14 protein-coding genes are annotated in these 14,560 nt (G+C 55.7%); 3 read left to right on the plus strand and 11 right to left on the minus strand.

What is annotated here, in order from left to right; translation table 11 throughout:
- Positions 1–214, plus strand: a 214-nt coding sequence (locus ACTHO6_RS13015) for a hypothetical protein (RefSeq protein ID WP_440242002.1), incomplete at its 5' end; no start/stop codon positions are given.
- Positions 215–784: 570 nt separating this feature from the next.
- Here ACTHO6_RS13015 and groL read toward each other — a convergent pair.
- Positions 785–2,407 (minus strand): chaperonin GroEL, encoded by a 1,623-nt coding sequence (gene groL, locus ACTHO6_RS13020; RefSeq protein ID WP_440242003.1) that lies wholly within the window; start codon positions 2,405–2,407, stop codon positions 785–787.
- Positions 2,408–2,460: 53 nt separating this feature from the next.
- Positions 2,461–2,745, minus strand: coding sequence for a co-chaperone GroES (groES, locus tag ACTHO6_RS13025; RefSeq protein ID WP_005830242.1), 285 nt, complete (start codon positions 2,743–2,745; stop codon positions 2,461–2,463).
- Between the two features lie 265 nt (positions 2,746–3,010).
- Here groES and ACTHO6_RS13030 point away from each other — a divergent pair, with 265 nt between their 5' ends.
- Positions 3,011–4,354 carry a CAP domain-containing protein gene (locus tag ACTHO6_RS13030; RefSeq protein WP_440242004.1) on the plus strand — a complete coding sequence of 448 codons (1,344 nt, stop codon included), beginning with the start codon at positions 3,011–3,013 and terminating at the stop codon, positions 4,352–4,354.
- Between the two features lie 7 nt (positions 4,355–4,361).
- Here ACTHO6_RS13030 and ACTHO6_RS13035 read toward each other — a convergent pair whose 3' ends face one another.
- The 6 genes from ACTHO6_RS13035 to ACTHO6_RS13060 all read right to left on the minus strand — a co-directional run bounded on the left by ACTHO6_RS13035 (position 4,362) and on the right by ACTHO6_RS13060 (position 8,382).
- A complete protein-coding gene (locus ACTHO6_RS13035; RefSeq protein WP_440242005.1) occupies positions 4,362–4,775 on the minus strand; it encodes a hypothetical protein in 414 nt (137 codons plus the stop codon).
- Between the two features lie 230 nt (positions 4,776–5,005).
- A complete protein-coding gene (tatC, locus tag ACTHO6_RS13040; RefSeq protein ID WP_440242006.1) occupies positions 5,006–5,782 on the minus strand; it encodes a twin-arginine translocase subunit TatC in 777 nt (258 codons plus the stop codon).
- An 18-nt stretch (positions 5,783–5,800) separates the two neighbouring features.
- A complete protein-coding gene (gene tatA / locus ACTHO6_RS13045; RefSeq protein ID WP_440242007.1) occupies positions 5,801–6,160 on the minus strand; it encodes a twin-arginine translocase TatA/TatE family subunit in 360 nt (119 codons plus the stop codon).
- Positions 6,161–6,201: 41 nt separating this feature from the next.
- Positions 6,202–7,203, minus strand: coding sequence for a molybdopterin-binding protein (locus ACTHO6_RS13050; RefSeq protein WP_440242008.1), 1,002 nt, complete (start codon positions 7,201–7,203; stop codon positions 6,202–6,204).
- Positions 7,197–7,712, minus strand: coding sequence for a MogA/MoaB family molybdenum cofactor biosynthesis protein (locus tag ACTHO6_RS13055; RefSeq protein ID WP_440242009.1), 516 nt, complete (start codon positions 7,710–7,712; stop codon positions 7,197–7,199). Before ACTHO6_RS13055 ends, ACTHO6_RS13050 begins: the two co-directional genes overlap by 7 nt.
- 91 nt (positions 7,713–7,803) lie before the next feature.
- The gene (locus tag ACTHO6_RS13060; protein ID WP_440242125.1) at positions 7,804–8,382 is read right to left on the minus strand and encodes a 5-formyltetrahydrofolate cyclo-ligase; all 579 of its coding nucleotides are present in this window, start codon (positions 8,380–8,382) and stop codon (positions 7,804–7,806) included.
- Between the two features lie 105 nt (positions 8,383–8,487).
- Here ACTHO6_RS13060 and ACTHO6_RS13065 point away from each other — a divergent pair, with 105 nt between their 5' ends.
- Complete coding sequence (locus tag ACTHO6_RS13065; protein ID WP_440242010.1) at positions 8,488–10,422, plus strand: ABC-F family ATP-binding cassette domain-containing protein; 1,935 nt, start codon at positions 8,488–8,490, stop codon at positions 10,420–10,422.
- 57 nt (positions 10,423–10,479) lie between these two features.
- On the opposite strand, the gene ACTHO6_RS13070 is transcribed toward ACTHO6_RS13065, so the two are convergent.
- The 3 genes from ACTHO6_RS13070 to rimI all read right to left on the minus strand — a co-directional run bounded on the left by ACTHO6_RS13070 (position 10,480) and on the right by rimI (position 14,558).
- Complete coding sequence (locus ACTHO6_RS13070) at positions 10,480–12,705, minus strand: hypothetical protein (RefSeq protein ID WP_440242011.1); 2,226 nt, start codon at positions 12,703–12,705, stop codon at positions 10,480–10,482.
- Positions 12,706–13,014: 309 nt separating this feature from the next.
- Complete coding sequence (gene tsaD, locus ACTHO6_RS13075) at positions 13,015–14,103, minus strand: tRNA (adenosine(37)-N6)-threonylcarbamoyltransferase complex transferase subunit TsaD (protein WP_440242012.1); 1,089 nt, start codon at positions 14,101–14,103, stop codon at positions 13,015–13,017.
- Positions 14,103–14,558 (minus strand): ribosomal protein S18-alanine N-acetyltransferase, encoded by a 456-nt coding sequence (gene rimI / locus ACTHO6_RS13080; protein ID WP_005830227.1) that lies wholly within the window; start codon positions 14,556–14,558, stop codon positions 14,103–14,105. Before rimI ends, tsaD begins: the two co-directional genes overlap by 1 nt.
- Positions 14,559–14,560 lie beyond the last annotated feature (2 nt).

Consider the following 14,560-nt stretch of genomic DNA (forward strand, 5'->3'; position numbering starts at 1 on the left):
CGCCGCCAGCGTTCGTCCTGAGCCAGGATCAAACTCTCCAATAAAGTTTGTTGCTGGTTCAAGCTGGCAAATCATTTCAAACGATAGACTCATCAACGCTTTCGCTGTTCAGTTTTCAAAGAGCATTTTGCCTTCTCTTGCCATCAGCACCTTGTGGCGCCGACCTTTTAAACTATATCACGTCTTCTCTTTTAAATCAAGGGTTATTTTTTAGAAGTTCGTGGTTTTTTTCATTCTGTTTAAAAAACCCTTCAAAAGCGACAAGAGTTATCTTATCAAGTCCAAAGCAAAAACGCAAGTAGAAATACACTGGAATTTTCCACCATCCTTCCATCGCCAAAATCAAGGACAGCTCTGTCAAAGAAACGACGACCGCCGCTCGGTACAAGCTGCTCTGGAAGGCCTTGCAATCCGGTGTTTGCGATCCATGTTCCCCCCTATGCACAGCATTACAAAGGCCTGCGTCCCCGCTGGTCACGCACGCTCATAAAAGGAGAGCCATTCTGCTGACTGTCTCCCGAACGTTTCTCTCCTCAAGTACAGATGCACTAGCGATCCCACGGATCTCCCTTGCAAGCCATCCGAGAGTTCCGTACCAGGCCGTATCCTTCCAGTCGTTCGCTGTCCCCATTGGCCTTGCGACAGCCGCTTCACATATGCCGCTCCTTTCAGCGAAGGCGCCTCGATCGTGCGCAAGCTTCCTTTTGAGGGCATCCCGCTTTTTGCAAAAAAAAGAGACAGACTACTGTCTGCCTCTTTTTGCAGAAAACGGCGAGCCGCTTTCTTACATCATGCCCATGCCGCCCATGTCTGGCATGCCCATAGGAGCTTTGTTTTCTTCTGGTTTGTCAGCAATTACAGCCTCTGTAGTCAGGAACATAGCCGCTACAGATGCAGCATTGGACAGTGCGGAGCGAGTTACTTTCGCTGCGTCAACGATACCAGCTTCGATCATGTTTACATACTCTTCGGTAGCGGCGTTGAAACCAATGCCAACCGCTTCTTTTTTCAGACGCTCTACGATTACAGAACCTTCCAATCCTGCGTTCGCAGCGATTTGACGAACTGGCTCTTCCAGGGAGCGGAGTACGATTTGTACACCTACAGCCTCTTCGCCTTCTACTTGAATCGCTTCAACCGCTTTGATCGCGTTAATCAGAGTAGTACCACCGCCAGGAACGATACCTTCTTCTACTGCAGCGCGAGTAGAGTTCAGAGCGTCCTCGATGCGGAGCTTTTTCTCTTTCAGTTCCGTTTCGGTAGCTGCACCGACTTTGATTACTGCTACGCCGCCAGCCAGTTTAGCCAGGCGCTCTTGCAGTTTTTCACGATCGAAATCGGAAGTAGTGTCTTCGATTTGTTGACGAATTTGAGCTACGCGGCTCTCGATAGCTGCTTTGTCGCCAGCACCTTCAACGATTGTAGTTGTTTCTTTGGTAACCACGATTTTGCCAGCACGGCCCAGTTGCTCCAGCTTAGTGGATTTCAGGTCCAGACCCAGCTCTTCTGTGATTACTTCACCGCCAGTCAGAACAGCGATATCTTGCAGCATCGCTTTGCGGCGGTCGCCGAAGCCAGGAGCTTTTACCGCTACAGCTGTGAAGGTACCACGCAGTTTGTTCACTACGAGAGTAGCCAGCGCTTCGCCTTCTACATCTTCCGCGATAATCAGGAGAGGTTTGCCGCTTTGTACCACTTGCTCCAGTACAGGCAGAACTTCCTGGATGTTGGAGATCTTTTTGTCAGTAATCAGGATGTAAGGGTTGTTCAGAACCGCTTCCATCTTGTCAGTGTCGGTAATCATGTAAGGGGAAGCGTAGCCACGGTCGAATTGCATACCTTCTACTACTTCCAGCTCCGTTACGAAGCCTTTGGACTCTTCAACGGTGATGACACCGTCTTTTCCTACTTTTTCCATCGCCTCTGCGATCAGGTTACCTACTTCTTGATCGTCAGCGGAGATCGCAGCAACTTGTGCGATAGAGGACTTGTTCTCAACTGGCTTCGCGATCGATTTGATTTCTTCTACAGCTGCACGAACAGCTTTTTCCATACCGCGACGGATTACCATCGGGTTAGCGCCAGCTGTTACGTTTTTCAGACCTTCGCGGATCATCGCTGCAGCCAGAACAGTTGCAGTGGTAGTACCGTCACCGGCGATGTCGTTTGTTTTGGTAGCAACTTCTTTAACCAGCTGCGCACCCATGTTTTCGTAAGCGTCTTCCAGCTCGATTTCTTTCGCGATGGTTACGCCGTCGTTTGTAATCAGAGGAGAACCGAATTTTTTCTCCAGAACTACGTTACGTCCTTTTGGACCGAGAGTTACTTTCACTGCATTTGCCAAAGTTTCCACACCGCGCAGCATGGAGCGGCGAGCGTCTTCCGAGAATTTGACTTGTTTTGCCATCTAAACTCAACCTCCTGTTATGTGTATATCGTTCGACTTCCTATATCAAGATCTTAACCGATGATCGCGAGGATATCGGATTCGCGCAACACGAGGTATTCTTTATTGTCTACCTTCACTTCAGTACCAGCGTATTTGGAGAAGATTACTTTATCGCCTTCTTTTACTTCCAAGGCGATGCGCTCGCCGTTGTCAGCAACACGGCCAGAACCAACTGCGATTACTCGGCCTTCTTGCGGTTTTTCCTTTGCAGTGTCAGGCAAAACGATCCCACTTGCAGTCGTTTCGTCTTTGGAAATAGCTTCGATTACCACACGGTCACCCAATGGCTTAAGCACTAAAAACACCCTCCTCAAAAAATGTAGGTAAACAAATTTTTTCTGTTGTTAGCACTCGTCCGTTGTGAGTGCTAACACCCAATTCCTATAATAATCAATCACTATGTACTTTGCAAGTGGTTTTCCTCATTTTTTCCCAACTGCCCATCTCCGTTTGCCGTGCCTCTCGCAGACGATTTTTCTAGTAAAACGGTTCTAGCAACCAGACCGGCTCATATAAATCAAACATACGATCAGACAAGCCTACCAAGGAGGGATATGTTCCATGCATAAATGGCTCTGCATCGGCCTGATTGCCCTTGGTGTGTTGGGAATCAGCCGTTTGTTTTCATCGGACACCACTTCCTTTATACGAGTAAACATCTACCCTTCCGCCCTCTATTGGGACGGACGCGAAATCGCCACGGGCACAAAGCAAGGGTATTATGTAGAAAGAGGCCAGGAGGTACCCGCTTCCCTGGAATATCGGGGAACGCTCTACGTCCCTCTGTCCATGATCGGACGCCACCTGAACAAACCGGTTGGCTGGAACGAAGTCGCCCATTTTGCCTGGGTCGGCCAGCCGCCGACGATCCCGACCGACCTGTCTGTCGACACCAGCCCCTCCCCCGCTCCCTCGTCCCCCAAACCGGACGAGGCCATACCCGCACACGCTCCTGCCCAGAAAGCGTCGGCAAAACCAACCGTTACAGACGCTTCTTCACAGCAAGAGTCCGCCACGCTCTTTGGCCTGACTATCGGGACACCTTCCGAGGAGGTCGGGAAGCTGCTGGGCGAACCGGCGCGAAAAGAACCGAGCAGCCTCGGCTATGAATGGTGGGTGTACAACCGCGATCCGGCCCGGTACGTCCAGGTGGGCATCGCCAACGGTAAAGTGGTTGACCTGTACTCGCTCGCCCCGACCGCAACCTTGGGCAACATCGGGGTGGGCAGCAGCCTGCAGGCGCTGGAGCGACAATACAGCCCGCAAAACACACTCACCTTTTCCTATATGGGGGCTAACATCCAGATTACCAACCAGAAGCAGCAGCGTCCGCTCGTCATGAAGAACGGCATCCCGCACATTTTTTACCTGGACAAGCAAAATGGCAGCAAAGTGACCGGACTGCGCCTGATCGACACGCAAATGCTACTGCGCGGCGGGTTTTACGAGACAAAATGGTCGTACCAGGGGCAAGCTCCGGATTTCGATCCTCCAGCCTTGAGCGTAGGCGAACGGGAACGGGTCAACCTCGCAAACGAGCGGCAAACCCTCGATCTCGTCAACGTCTCCCGCTACCGTTACAAGCTGCCTCCGCTGCAATGGAACGAGGAAGCCGCCCAGGTGGCCCGCGCGCACAGCCTGGACATGGAAACGAACGATTATTTCGATCATGTTTCCGCCACGACCGGAAGCAGCCCGTTTGATCGTCTGAAACAGGCCAACATCTCCTACCGCCTGGCGGGTGAAAATATCGCAGCAGGCTATCCCGACGCGATCGAAGCGCATGAAAGCTGGATGAACAGTCCCGGCCACCGGAAAAACATCCTGGAAAAAGACTTCACCCAGCTTGGCGTCGGCGTCATTACCGACTATTTCACCCAAACCTTCCTCACGCCGAGCAAGTAAGCCGCTGTCAGTCCGGTAACTGTACGCTCGCCCTAAGCTGATCCACCGCTCCGGAAAACTCGACCACAACCGTCTCGTATTCTTTGGTGTGCAAAATCAGCCAAGGGCGTCTCGCTGCTTTTTTCGGCATGATGACGAACATCTCCGCGATTTCCGTGTCGATGCCAGACGCAGCATGCTTCAGCCTCTGCGGCGGCGCCAACGGGATTTTGACGATCATCACGTGATCGAGCGACGGGTTCAGCTCCAGCACCCGCCCGCTCACGGTGCGGAGCAGTTGCTGCGCTTCTTGTTGAAACCGATCTGAATTGGCAAACGTCGCCACAACCCGCTGCTCGTCCGAATCGAACAACTCCACCTGCTCGCCGCCATTGGCCGAGCCAGCCGAAAAAAACAGGGTCAAGCACAGAATCAGCCACATGTTGCTCAAACACCTCCCCTTCCTAACTGTTCTAGTATCTCCCCCCTGTTTGCTGCCATTCGAAAACTTGCTCTCTCGCCCCGTCCGAAAAGCAGCGTGCCTGATGCAAACAGAGCCGATGCTTCCCACTCGGCCGCGACGAACACCGAATGCCGAGCGGGAAACACAAAAAAGACCCTTTGCTATCCGTACCACTAGCAAAGAGTCTTTGGTTTTCTCTGTGATCGCCGTTATCGTACCAGCTCGTCCGCTTCCAGGCTGCCAAATTCGTTTTCCCACTCCGCTTCTTCCCGCAGCTGCTTGCGGTAAACGATGCGCGACATCCAAATGCTCAGCTCATAGAGCAGCAGCAGCGGAATCGTCACCAGAATGTCGCTGACGATCTCCGGAGGCGTCAAGGTAATGCCGACCACGGCCAGTCCAAAATAAGCGAACCGCCTTACCTTTGCCAGCCGCATCGGATTCAAGATGCGCAAACGGGTCAGAAACATCACGATGATCGGCAGCTGGAACAGGATGCCAAAAGGGATGACCATGTTGAACAGAAAGCCGAAGTACTCAGCGATTCCGTAGTTCGGATCAGCCCCGATGGTTGCGGTCATACCGGTCATAAACTGCATAATCAGCGGAAAGACGATATAATACCCGAACAAAATGCCCGCAATGAAAAGCAAGCAGGCTGCCGGAATAAAGTAAAGCGAACCGCGTCGCTCATGCTCCTGCAAGCCTGGCGAGACAAAGCGCCAGAGATGATAGAGCGCAACGGGCAGAGTCACTACCGCACCGATCAAAAAGGCAAACTGCATATAGACGCGAAGCGCATCGGATGGATGCAGGGAAATAATCGGCACGCCATCGGCGATGGGCTCTTGCTTCAAATACTCAATCAACGGACCGGCAAAGAAAAAGCCGGCTATCAGTGCAACGACAAACACAACCAGCACCCAAATGATGCGCTGACGCAGCTCCGTTAGGTGTTCAACCACTGTCATTTCCCGATCTCTCATGGCCACCACCTTACCTGATTACGCTTTCTGCTGTTCTTTTTCCATCTGAAGGCGCTCCGCTTCCAGCCTTTCGCGAATTTCTTGTTCCAGACGCTCACGCTCCAGGCGCTCCCGTACTTCCCGCTCGATTTTTTCGCGATCCAAGGCATCTTTCTCCGTTACGACCGTCGTTGTGACCAATGCTTCTTTTGCGGCCAGCTCCTTCTTTTTCGCTTCGTCGTCATCATCGTCGTCACTCGTCAGGCCGCGCGTTGCGTTTTTAAACTCTTTCAATGTATGGCCTACGGCCCGTCCCAGCTCCGGGAGCTTTTTCGGTCCAAAGAGCACCAACGCCAACACCAGAATCAAAATCAATCCGGGAATCCCAATCGTACTCATGCTTCTCACTCCTTTTTCCTGTTAGTTGCCAGTCTAACCAGCTAGCCCTTCCGCAAACCGCCGTAACCGAGTCTCGTCATGTCGGAAGCGACGATTCGCTCTCCCGCCAGGATGCGCGGCAAACATACATCGAACGAGGTAAACGGCTCATGCATCACCGCGCCGGGCAGGCCGAGGATGGGAACGTCCCCTTTGTAGGCGACCATCAGCATGGAGCCTGGCAGCATCGGCGTGCCGTAGCGGACTACTTCCGCTCCCACTCCGGCAATCGCTCCCGGTGTCCGGTCATCCGGATCGACGGACATGCCGCCCGTGACCAGCACCAGATCAACCCCTTCGTCGAGGAACGAGCGAATTTGTGTTTCGATCGCTTCTTTATCGTCTGGAGCGAAGCGTTGATCGACAACGGTAGAGCCGAGCGCCTCCACCTTGTTGCGGATCACAGCGCCGAACTTGTCCTCGATTCGGCCGGAAAACACTTCGCTTCCCGTCGTCACAAGGCCGACCTGCTTCTCCTGAAACAGCTTCACCTCGATAATCGGGCCGTCAAACTGCTTGGCCAGCTGCTCCAGCTCCACAATGCGCGCTTCTTCGATAAGCAAGGGAATGATTCGGGTGGCAGCCAGCGTATGCCCAGGGTGCACGACCTGATCGCCGTAAATCGTGGAGAAAGCAATGCCCTCCAGTGCGTTTAAGGCGTGTACGGCTTCTTCGTTGATTTTGGCCAGACCCGTCCGCGATGCTTTCATCGAGACTTTGCCCTCGTACGGAGGCGTCAGCGTCAAGCCTTGACCGGATACAGCCTTGGCGATCCGCATGCCCGCCTCTTCCTCGTGAATGAAGCCGTCTGGCATTTCCAGCACGTAAATGTGCTCCTTGCCAATGGACAAAAGCGGCTCGATATCCGCCTCCGTGACGACATGTCCTTTTTTGAACAGGCGGCCTTTAAACGCGCCGGGCAAAATTTGCGTCATGTCGTGCGGCAGCATCATACCGATCGCTTCTCGCACCGGGACCTCCCGCAGTTTCGGTTTTTCTACCAACCCAATCCTCCCCAATCTTCATTGGCTTCTCCTGTCCCTTGCAAAATGTGCAAAGCATCCGCGAGCATGTCGCCGATGGCGTTAAAACAGATTTCTACCCCTTTTGCATTTCCGGGAAGGTTCATGATGAGCGAGTTGCCGCGTGTTCCCGCTACGGCGCGCGTCAGCATCGCCCGGCGGGATTGCTGCAAGCCGACGCGGCGCATTTCTTCCGCAAGCCCCGGTACCGGTCGGTCGATCACCCAGGCGGTCACTTCCGGCGTAACGTCGCGCGGGCTCAGCCCCGTCCCCCCGGTTACGATCAGCAGGTCGCATTTTTCGCGGTCCACCAGCTCAATCATCGTTTCCTGCAACTCTTCCATATCGTCCGTAACGGCGCGGTAGACAGCAACATCTACGTCCAGCCAATCCCTTGTCAGATTACGGATGATAGGGATTCGATCGTCAGCCCGGTCCCCTTTGGCAATCGAGTCACTTGCCGAAATAACGCCTACCTTCCATTTGCCCACAGTTCATTCCTCCGTTTTCTCATATTGTACACTTTTTTGTCCATAGTGTAGAGGGAACAGCACGAAAAAGGAACCTCCTGACACAAAACCTTCACGATTGGAAAAAGCCGTTTTCCGTCACAATTCCATCCAGCCGGATATCGTGCGGCTCCAGCGGGACATGTTCGACTACCTGTATGGAAAAGCCGACGCCAAGCAAAAAAGGCAGCTTGTCCAGCCCGGCCAGGAAGCGATCGTAAAAGCCCCCGCCGTAGCCCATTCTGCCGCCTTGGCGGTCAAACGCCACGCCGGGAACGACTACAGCCTCCAGGCGAGCCAGCTCGGCTTCCTCTGCTTTTGCCGGGTCCGGCTCCATGATCCCGTACGCGCCCGGCTTGAGCATCTGCGGTCCTGTATAGCGATAAGGAATCAGACGGCGCTGTTCGACAAGGGCGAGAGGCAGCCAGATTTCCTGGCCTCTGTTCACGGCCGCCTGAATGAACGGCAAAATGTCTGCCTCGTCTCCAAAAGGATGAAAGGCCATGATTGCCCCCGCTGCCGCAAGCTGCTCATTCTCCAGCAGATGGCGGCATATCTGCGCTGCGTATCGCTGTCGCTCGGTGGGCGGAATCGCTCTCCGCCTCTCCAAAATATGGATTCGCAGCCGTTTTTTATTCGCATTTTGGTCCATCACGACCCCATTCCTCTCCTGAACGCGCCGGGTCGCCCCTTGAAGGGTTGTCCCGTGCGCCGTCTCTAGGCTACACTTGCATTACGATATAAAGAGGTGAAACAGATGATTTTGCTACAGGCTGAACATATAGAAAAAACGTATGGCATCGAAACCATTCTACAAGACATCTCTCTGCAAATACAAACCGGAGAGCGGGTCGGTCTCGTCGGCGTGAACGGCGCGGGCAAATCGACGCTGATGAAAATACTCGCGGGCGAGCTGAGCTACGACAGCGGGCTGGTTCGCATCCCGAAAGATGTGACGGTCGGCTATTTGGCCCAAAACGGCGGTCTTGAATCCGAGCGATGTATTTGGGATGAGCTGTTGAGCGTATTCGACCACTTGCGTGCGGAGGAAAAAGAACTACGGGAGCTGGAGGCCAAAATGGGCGACCCGGCCGTGCTTGCGGACGAAAAACGCTACCAGCACATTTTGGAGAACTACTCGCTCCGCTCGGAAGCGTTCCGGGAAAAAGGCGGCTACAGCTACGAGGGAGCCATTCGCGGCGTCCTGCACGGCCTGCGCTTTGCGGACATGGACTACCAGACTCCGATCAAGACATTGAGCGGCGGACAGAAGACGCGACTGGCGCTCGCCAAGCTGCTGCTGCAATCGCCTACGATTCTTTTGCTGGATGAGCCGACCAACTACCTGGATATCGAGACGCTCACCTGGCTGGAGACGTACTTGCAAAACTATCCGGGTGCGATTCTCGTCGTCTCTCACGACCGCTACTTCCTCGACAAGCTGGTGACGATCGTCTATGAAATCGAGCGGACTCGCGCTACACGGTACGTAGGCAACTACAGCCGCTTTCTTGAGGAAAAGGCCGCCCGTCTGGAGCAGGAGCTGAAGCGCTTCGAGAAGCAGCAGGAGGAGATTGCCAAGCTGGAGGACTTCATCGCCCGCAACATCGCGCGCGCCACCACAACCAAACGGGCACAGAGCAGACGCAAGACGCTGGAGAAAATGGAGCGCCTGGAGAAACCGATCCTGCACAACAAGTCGGTAAATTTTTCCTTCGATGTAGCCAAAATGAGCGGAACGGTTGTCATGAAAGCAAACAATCTGACTGTCGGCTACCCGGATGCTGTCCTCTCTCGCGGCCTGACGTTTGAAATCGAACGCGGAGAGCGGGTCGCACTGGTCGGGCCGAACGGGATCGGCAAGTCCACCCTGCTGAAAACGATTGTGGGACAACTGCAAGCTCTCGGGGGCGACGTGCATTTCGGAAGCAATGTGACGATCGGCTACTACGATCAGGAGCATCGCAATCTGAACGAGCGCAACACGGTGCTTGGCGAAATCTGGGACGAGTACCCGCACATGCTGGAAAAAGACGTGCGGACGCTACTCGGCAATTTCCTGTTCAGCGGCGACGATGTGCAAAAGAAAATCAGCGATCTGTCAGGCGGAGAACGCGCGCGTGTCTCGCTGGCGAAGCTGATGCTGAAGCAGGCCAACTTCCTGATCTTCGACGAGCCGACGAACCACCTGGACATTTTCAGCAAAGAGGTGCTGGAAAACGCCCTCTACGACTACCCGGGCACGATTCTGTTCGTCTCCCACGACCGCTACTTCCTGAACAAGATAGCCAGCCGCGTGCTGGAGCTGACAGGCGAAGGGGTGACGAGCTATCTGGGCAACTACGATTACTACGTGGAGAAAAAGCAGGAGCTGGCCGAGCTCGCCGCCGAGCAAGCGGCTCCACCTGCGAAAAGGCAGGGATTTACTGCCGCCGCCCAGCCGGAAAAGTCATCCTACGAGCTGGACAAGGAAGCCAAACGACGCGAGCGTCAACGCCAGCGCCGTTTGGAAGAGATTGAGGCGACGATTCAAAAGCGGGAAGCCGATATCGTCAAATGGGAGGAAGAGCTGTGCCTTCCGGAAATCTACAGCGATCACGTGCAGGCCAAGGAGCGCAACGACCTGATTCAGGCTGCCAAACAGGAGCTGGAGCAGCTGTACGACGAGTGGAGCGCGCTGTCGGAGGAATAGCGACGGTCTGACCGCATGAGCGTATGCAGAGGGGGGCGCCATGCTTACACTTGCGATTCACGTCGAGCAGCGCTCCTGCGCCGGCTCCTCCAGGGCCGCGTACAGCGCGGGCACGACGAGAAACGAAATGCAGGTCGCAGCGGTTACGATCCCCGAGTCGTTGAGCGCAAGCCCTGCCAGCGCTCCGGCAATGACACCTGCAAAGCCATTTGCGAGATACGGCGTATCCTGTGCCAAATGGCGAAGAAAGCGGTCGTTTTTCAAAGCGAGCAGCCCGAGCGCGATGAGCGAAACGGCAAACACCTTGCTCCAGATCGAGACGCGAATCAAGCGCACGTTCATCGCCAGCTTCCGCTCGACCATCTGCCCGATCTCCGTCCACTCGCCTGCCATGATTTGCTGAGCTACTCTCCCGACGTGAGTGGGCGGCTGATCGGAAACGAGGCTCACCGCCATCAATCCTATCACGCCAACCAGGAGGCCGCCTGCCAGAAGCAGGAGGCCTTTTTTGCCCAGACGCCAGCCGTGCAGTCGGGAAAAAGCGACAAAAAAGCCGATCAGTCCGGCGAGAAAGCCGCCTGCGTCCGTGCCCAAATCCGGCGCGACCATGTAGTACAGGACGACTCCGCAAATCGCAACCGAGGCAGCAGGCAAAAGCAGGCTGGCCCCGGAAAGCTTCCGGTAAAGCTGGTACAGCGAAGCGACCAGCATGATCGTTCCCCCGATCATGACTCCTTCGTATTCATTGCCCAAGCCGTAAAAACGCGCTCCGATCACCGGGTCGTAGCCGAGAAACGACTGGCGCATCAGCGGCGCACCCGACCAGCCGTCGATCAGCAAAGCGACGACCGTTACCGCGCTGACAGTCAGCGTAATCCGGGCAAGCGACTGATTTTCCTGCCAAAAGGCCGCAGCCAGGGCTGCCAGAATCAACGCACCGAGAATGACCGGGCCATGAGCCTGCCAGTCGAGCAAGCTCTCGGCCAAGAGCAGAAAGGGAAACCAGAGCAGTGCCAGAAGCGCCAGACGGACACCCCTGCGTATGCGGGACAGACCTGCGCCTTCTTTTCTCCTGCCCCATAGCCACAGCAAGGCCGCGCACGCCAACGTCACGATTTGCAGCATGACATATGTGTAGAGGACGGACGATCGCGTGGCGTACGTATGGTGCATGTTCCCTACCTGCTGGATCAACAGCGGCAGCGATCCTCCCTCTGTGCTGGACATGGCATGGCCCGCCAATCCTTTCGGAACAGGCACGTCCAGCCAGGACAACACCGTCGGCAACACGTCGAGACCGCTAACCAGGCCGGATTGCCGCGTAGTCGCCGAGGTCAGCAAGCCCGCTCCTTCCCCTGACCAGCTCAACAGCGGCAACAGCAGCGCCTTTTCTTTTGCCGCTACCGGGTTGACCGTCGGCGACACCAGCATGACCAGCTGATTGTCCCCGCGCGCAGCAAGCAGTTGATCGAGAAACTGCGCCAGCTCGTGCAACACCCGTTGATACTGTCTGGCAAACTGGCCCGGCTCCATATCCGGGCCAAGCTGGTACAGGCGGGCCAAGTCGGAAAGCTGTACCGCAATCAGGCCGGATGTGCGGTCTGCCTGAATCTGCTCGCGCAGGTAGGCGTAATTCGTTTTCACCCCGAACGGATATCCTTGAGCGAGCAGCATGTTTTTACCGGACACGTCCCCTGCCGGAACCCGCCCCTTCTGATCCATGGCAAAAAGAACGGCGTGCCGTTGCCTGGTTTCCCCCACGTCCCCATTGCCGTAGGACGCTACCCGGATCTTGTGCGCGGCCAGTGTCGTGCCCAGAAGTCCAAGCCGCGAGGAGTACGGTTTGTCCCGGTTCTCTTCGTGCAGCCGGAAAATACCGGGAAATACGATGGCAGAGCGCGCCAGGTCCTGCGCGAGGTAGCCGCTCAGCGCCTGCATCCGCTCTCCCGCCGTTTCGTTGGCGGAGAAAGCTTCCTGCGGGTGATAGGCCGTGCCGCTGCGCTCCGTGTAGAGAGCTTGGCCTCCGCTGCCCATCAGCAGGTAGCCGTTTGCCGCTGTCCGCGCTCCTGGCGTGCGGATGGAAAGAGCGCCCGCTGCCGCTTTGTCGATCCATTTCTCCACAAGCGGGGAACGTTGGAGCTGTTCCAGATCGGAAAAAGACAGCCCGTCTACAAACAGGATGACGACTTGCGGCTTTTCGGTGGCCGCGAGCGCACTTTTCCCCCATGGATGCGAAAGCACAATCAGGATGACCAAACAGAGCCATGCGTATTTTGTCTTCACGATGAACCTCCTGTTGATAACCAGAAGCTTTTATCCACATATTCCACAAAATCATCCACAGGCTATACGTGAATTTCCCGGTCATTTTTCGCGTTATCACCAGTATTCACAGGTGGCAGTGAGAGCAATCCGAAAAGTTATCCTGAACTTGTGGATAACGCGAAATGCGCTTGGGCACCCAGACTCGGGCAACGCCGGAAAACGTCGCTGCGCCCATGGCTCGACGCAGCCTTCGTTGCACGGATACGGGGTACGGATGCACAAAAAGCCCATCCCCGGCAAGGAATGGGCTTCTTCGCAGCGATCCCGCTACGATTCGTTTTCGTTCAGCGACAAACCAGGCACGCCGTTCAAATCAAGCGCGGCGAACTGTCCTTTTTGATACTTGATATAGCCGGCTGCCGCAATCATGGCGGCGTTATCCGTGCAAAGCGAAAGCGGCGGGATGACGAGCGGGATTCCTTCCGCGTCGCAGCGGGCCTGCAGCCGTTCCCGCAAGCCGCGATTTGCTGCCACGCCGCCTGCCAAAAGCACTTGCTTCGCCTGGCAGGCGCGCACGGCACGAATCGTTTTTTCCACCAGCACCTCTGTTACCGAGTCCTGGAAGCTCGCGGCCAGATTCGCCGGCTCGATCGTCTCTCCTCGCTGCGCGGCATTGTGCAGCGTATTGAGTACGGCCGACTTCAAGCCGCTGAAGCTGAAATCGTACGAATCCGGCTCTAGCCAGGAGCGCGGCAAGGGCACGTTCGCTTCCCCTTCGTGCGCGAGGCGGTCGATGTGCGGACCGCCGGGGTACGGCAGATTCAGGGCCCGTGCTACCTTGTCGTAGGCTTCGCCCGCGGCATCGTCCCGCGTTTCCCCCAAAATCTCAAACTGTCCGTGCTCTTTCATCCAGACAAGCTCGGTATGACCGCCGGAGACGACCAGGGCGATCAGCGGGAAGTCCATCTCTTCCACCAGCCGGTTCGCATAAATATGGCCGGCGATATGATGAACGCCGATCAGCGGGACTCCGCGCGCCAGTGAAATGGCTTTCGCCGCCGCCACGCCAACCAGGAGCGCGCCCACAAGGCCAGGGCCATAGGTCACTGCAATGGCAGAAATGTCCTCCAGCTTCTTGTCCGCTTCCGCCAAAGCCTGCTCGATTGTCAGCGTAATGTTTTCCACATGCCTGCGGGAGGCGACTTCCGGCACGACACCGCCGAAGCGCTTGTGAATATCGGCCTGGGATGCGATGACATTGGACAGCACCTCTCGGCCGTCGCGAACCACAGCGGCCGACGTCTCGTCGCAACTGGTTTCAATTCCTAAAATGTACACGGGCGCGCCGGACTTTTTCTGCGCCTCGTAAGCTTCTTGTACGCGCAGCTCGTAGCGCGACATCTTGGTCTTGTTCATTACAAAGTCACCCACATAATGATTGCGTCCTCATTGTTATCCGAATAGTAGCCTTTGCGCACGCCGTGCTCCCGGAAGCCGAGCTTGGTGTACATGTTGCGCGCGACCGTGTTGGAGGGCCGAACTTCCAGCGTCATGCTTTTCGCTCCAAACATTCGCGCGACCCCCATCATCTTAATCATCAGCCCCAGACCGATTTTTTTCCCGCGAAACAGCGGATGGACGGCCACGTTGGTAATATGGGCCTCATCAACCACGATCCACATGCCACAGTAAGCGACGATCCGATTTTGATGGACGACGACGACATAGCGGGCGTTCGGATTTTTCGTCAGCTCGTTGACGAATGCTTCATGCGGCCAGGGAGTGGAAAACGACAGGCGCTCCAGCTCCGCCACAGCCCCTACGTCCTGCATCGTCATGAAACGATATTCCAGGTCAATTGGTTGGCTCATGC

The organism is Brevibacillus sp. SAFN-007a (assembly GCF_051967035.1).
In the GTDB taxonomy this organism is placed as follows: Bacteria; Bacillota; Bacilli; order Brevibacillales; family Brevibacillaceae; genus Brevibacillus.

Coding starts and splice junctions, on each gene's coding strand:
- groL (WP_440242003.1), bottom strand. CDS start 2,407: ATGGCAAAACAAGTCAAATTCTCGGAAGACGCTCGCCGCTCCATGCTG.
- ACTHO6_RS13065 (WP_440242010.1), top strand. CDS start 8,488: ATGATTTTGCTACAGGCTGAACATATAGAAAAAACGTATGGCATCGAA.
- tatC (WP_440242006.1), bottom strand. CDS start 5,782: ATGAGAGATCGGGAAATGACAGTGGTTGAACACCTAACGGAGCTGCGT.
- ACTHO6_RS13060 (WP_440242125.1), bottom strand. CDS start 8,382: ATGGACCAAAATGCGAATAAAAAACGGCTGCGAATCCATATTTTGGAG.
- ACTHO6_RS13035 (WP_440242005.1), bottom strand. CDS start 4,775: ATGTGGCTGATTCTGTGCTTGACCCTGTTTTTTTCGGCTGGCTCGGCC.
- tsaD (WP_440242012.1), bottom strand. CDS start 14,103: ATGAACAAGACCAAGATGTCGCGCTACGAGCTGCGCGTACAAGAAGCT.
- rimI (WP_005830227.1), bottom strand. CDS start 14,558: ATGAGCCAACCAATTGACCTGGAATATCGTTTCATGACGATGCAGGAC.
- ACTHO6_RS13030 (WP_440242004.1), top strand. CDS start 3,011: ATGCATAAATGGCTCTGCATCGGCCTGATTGCCCTTGGTGTGTTGGGA.
- tatA (WP_440242007.1), bottom strand. CDS start 6,160: ATGAGTACGATTGGGATTCCCGGATTGATTTTGATTCTGGTGTTGGCG.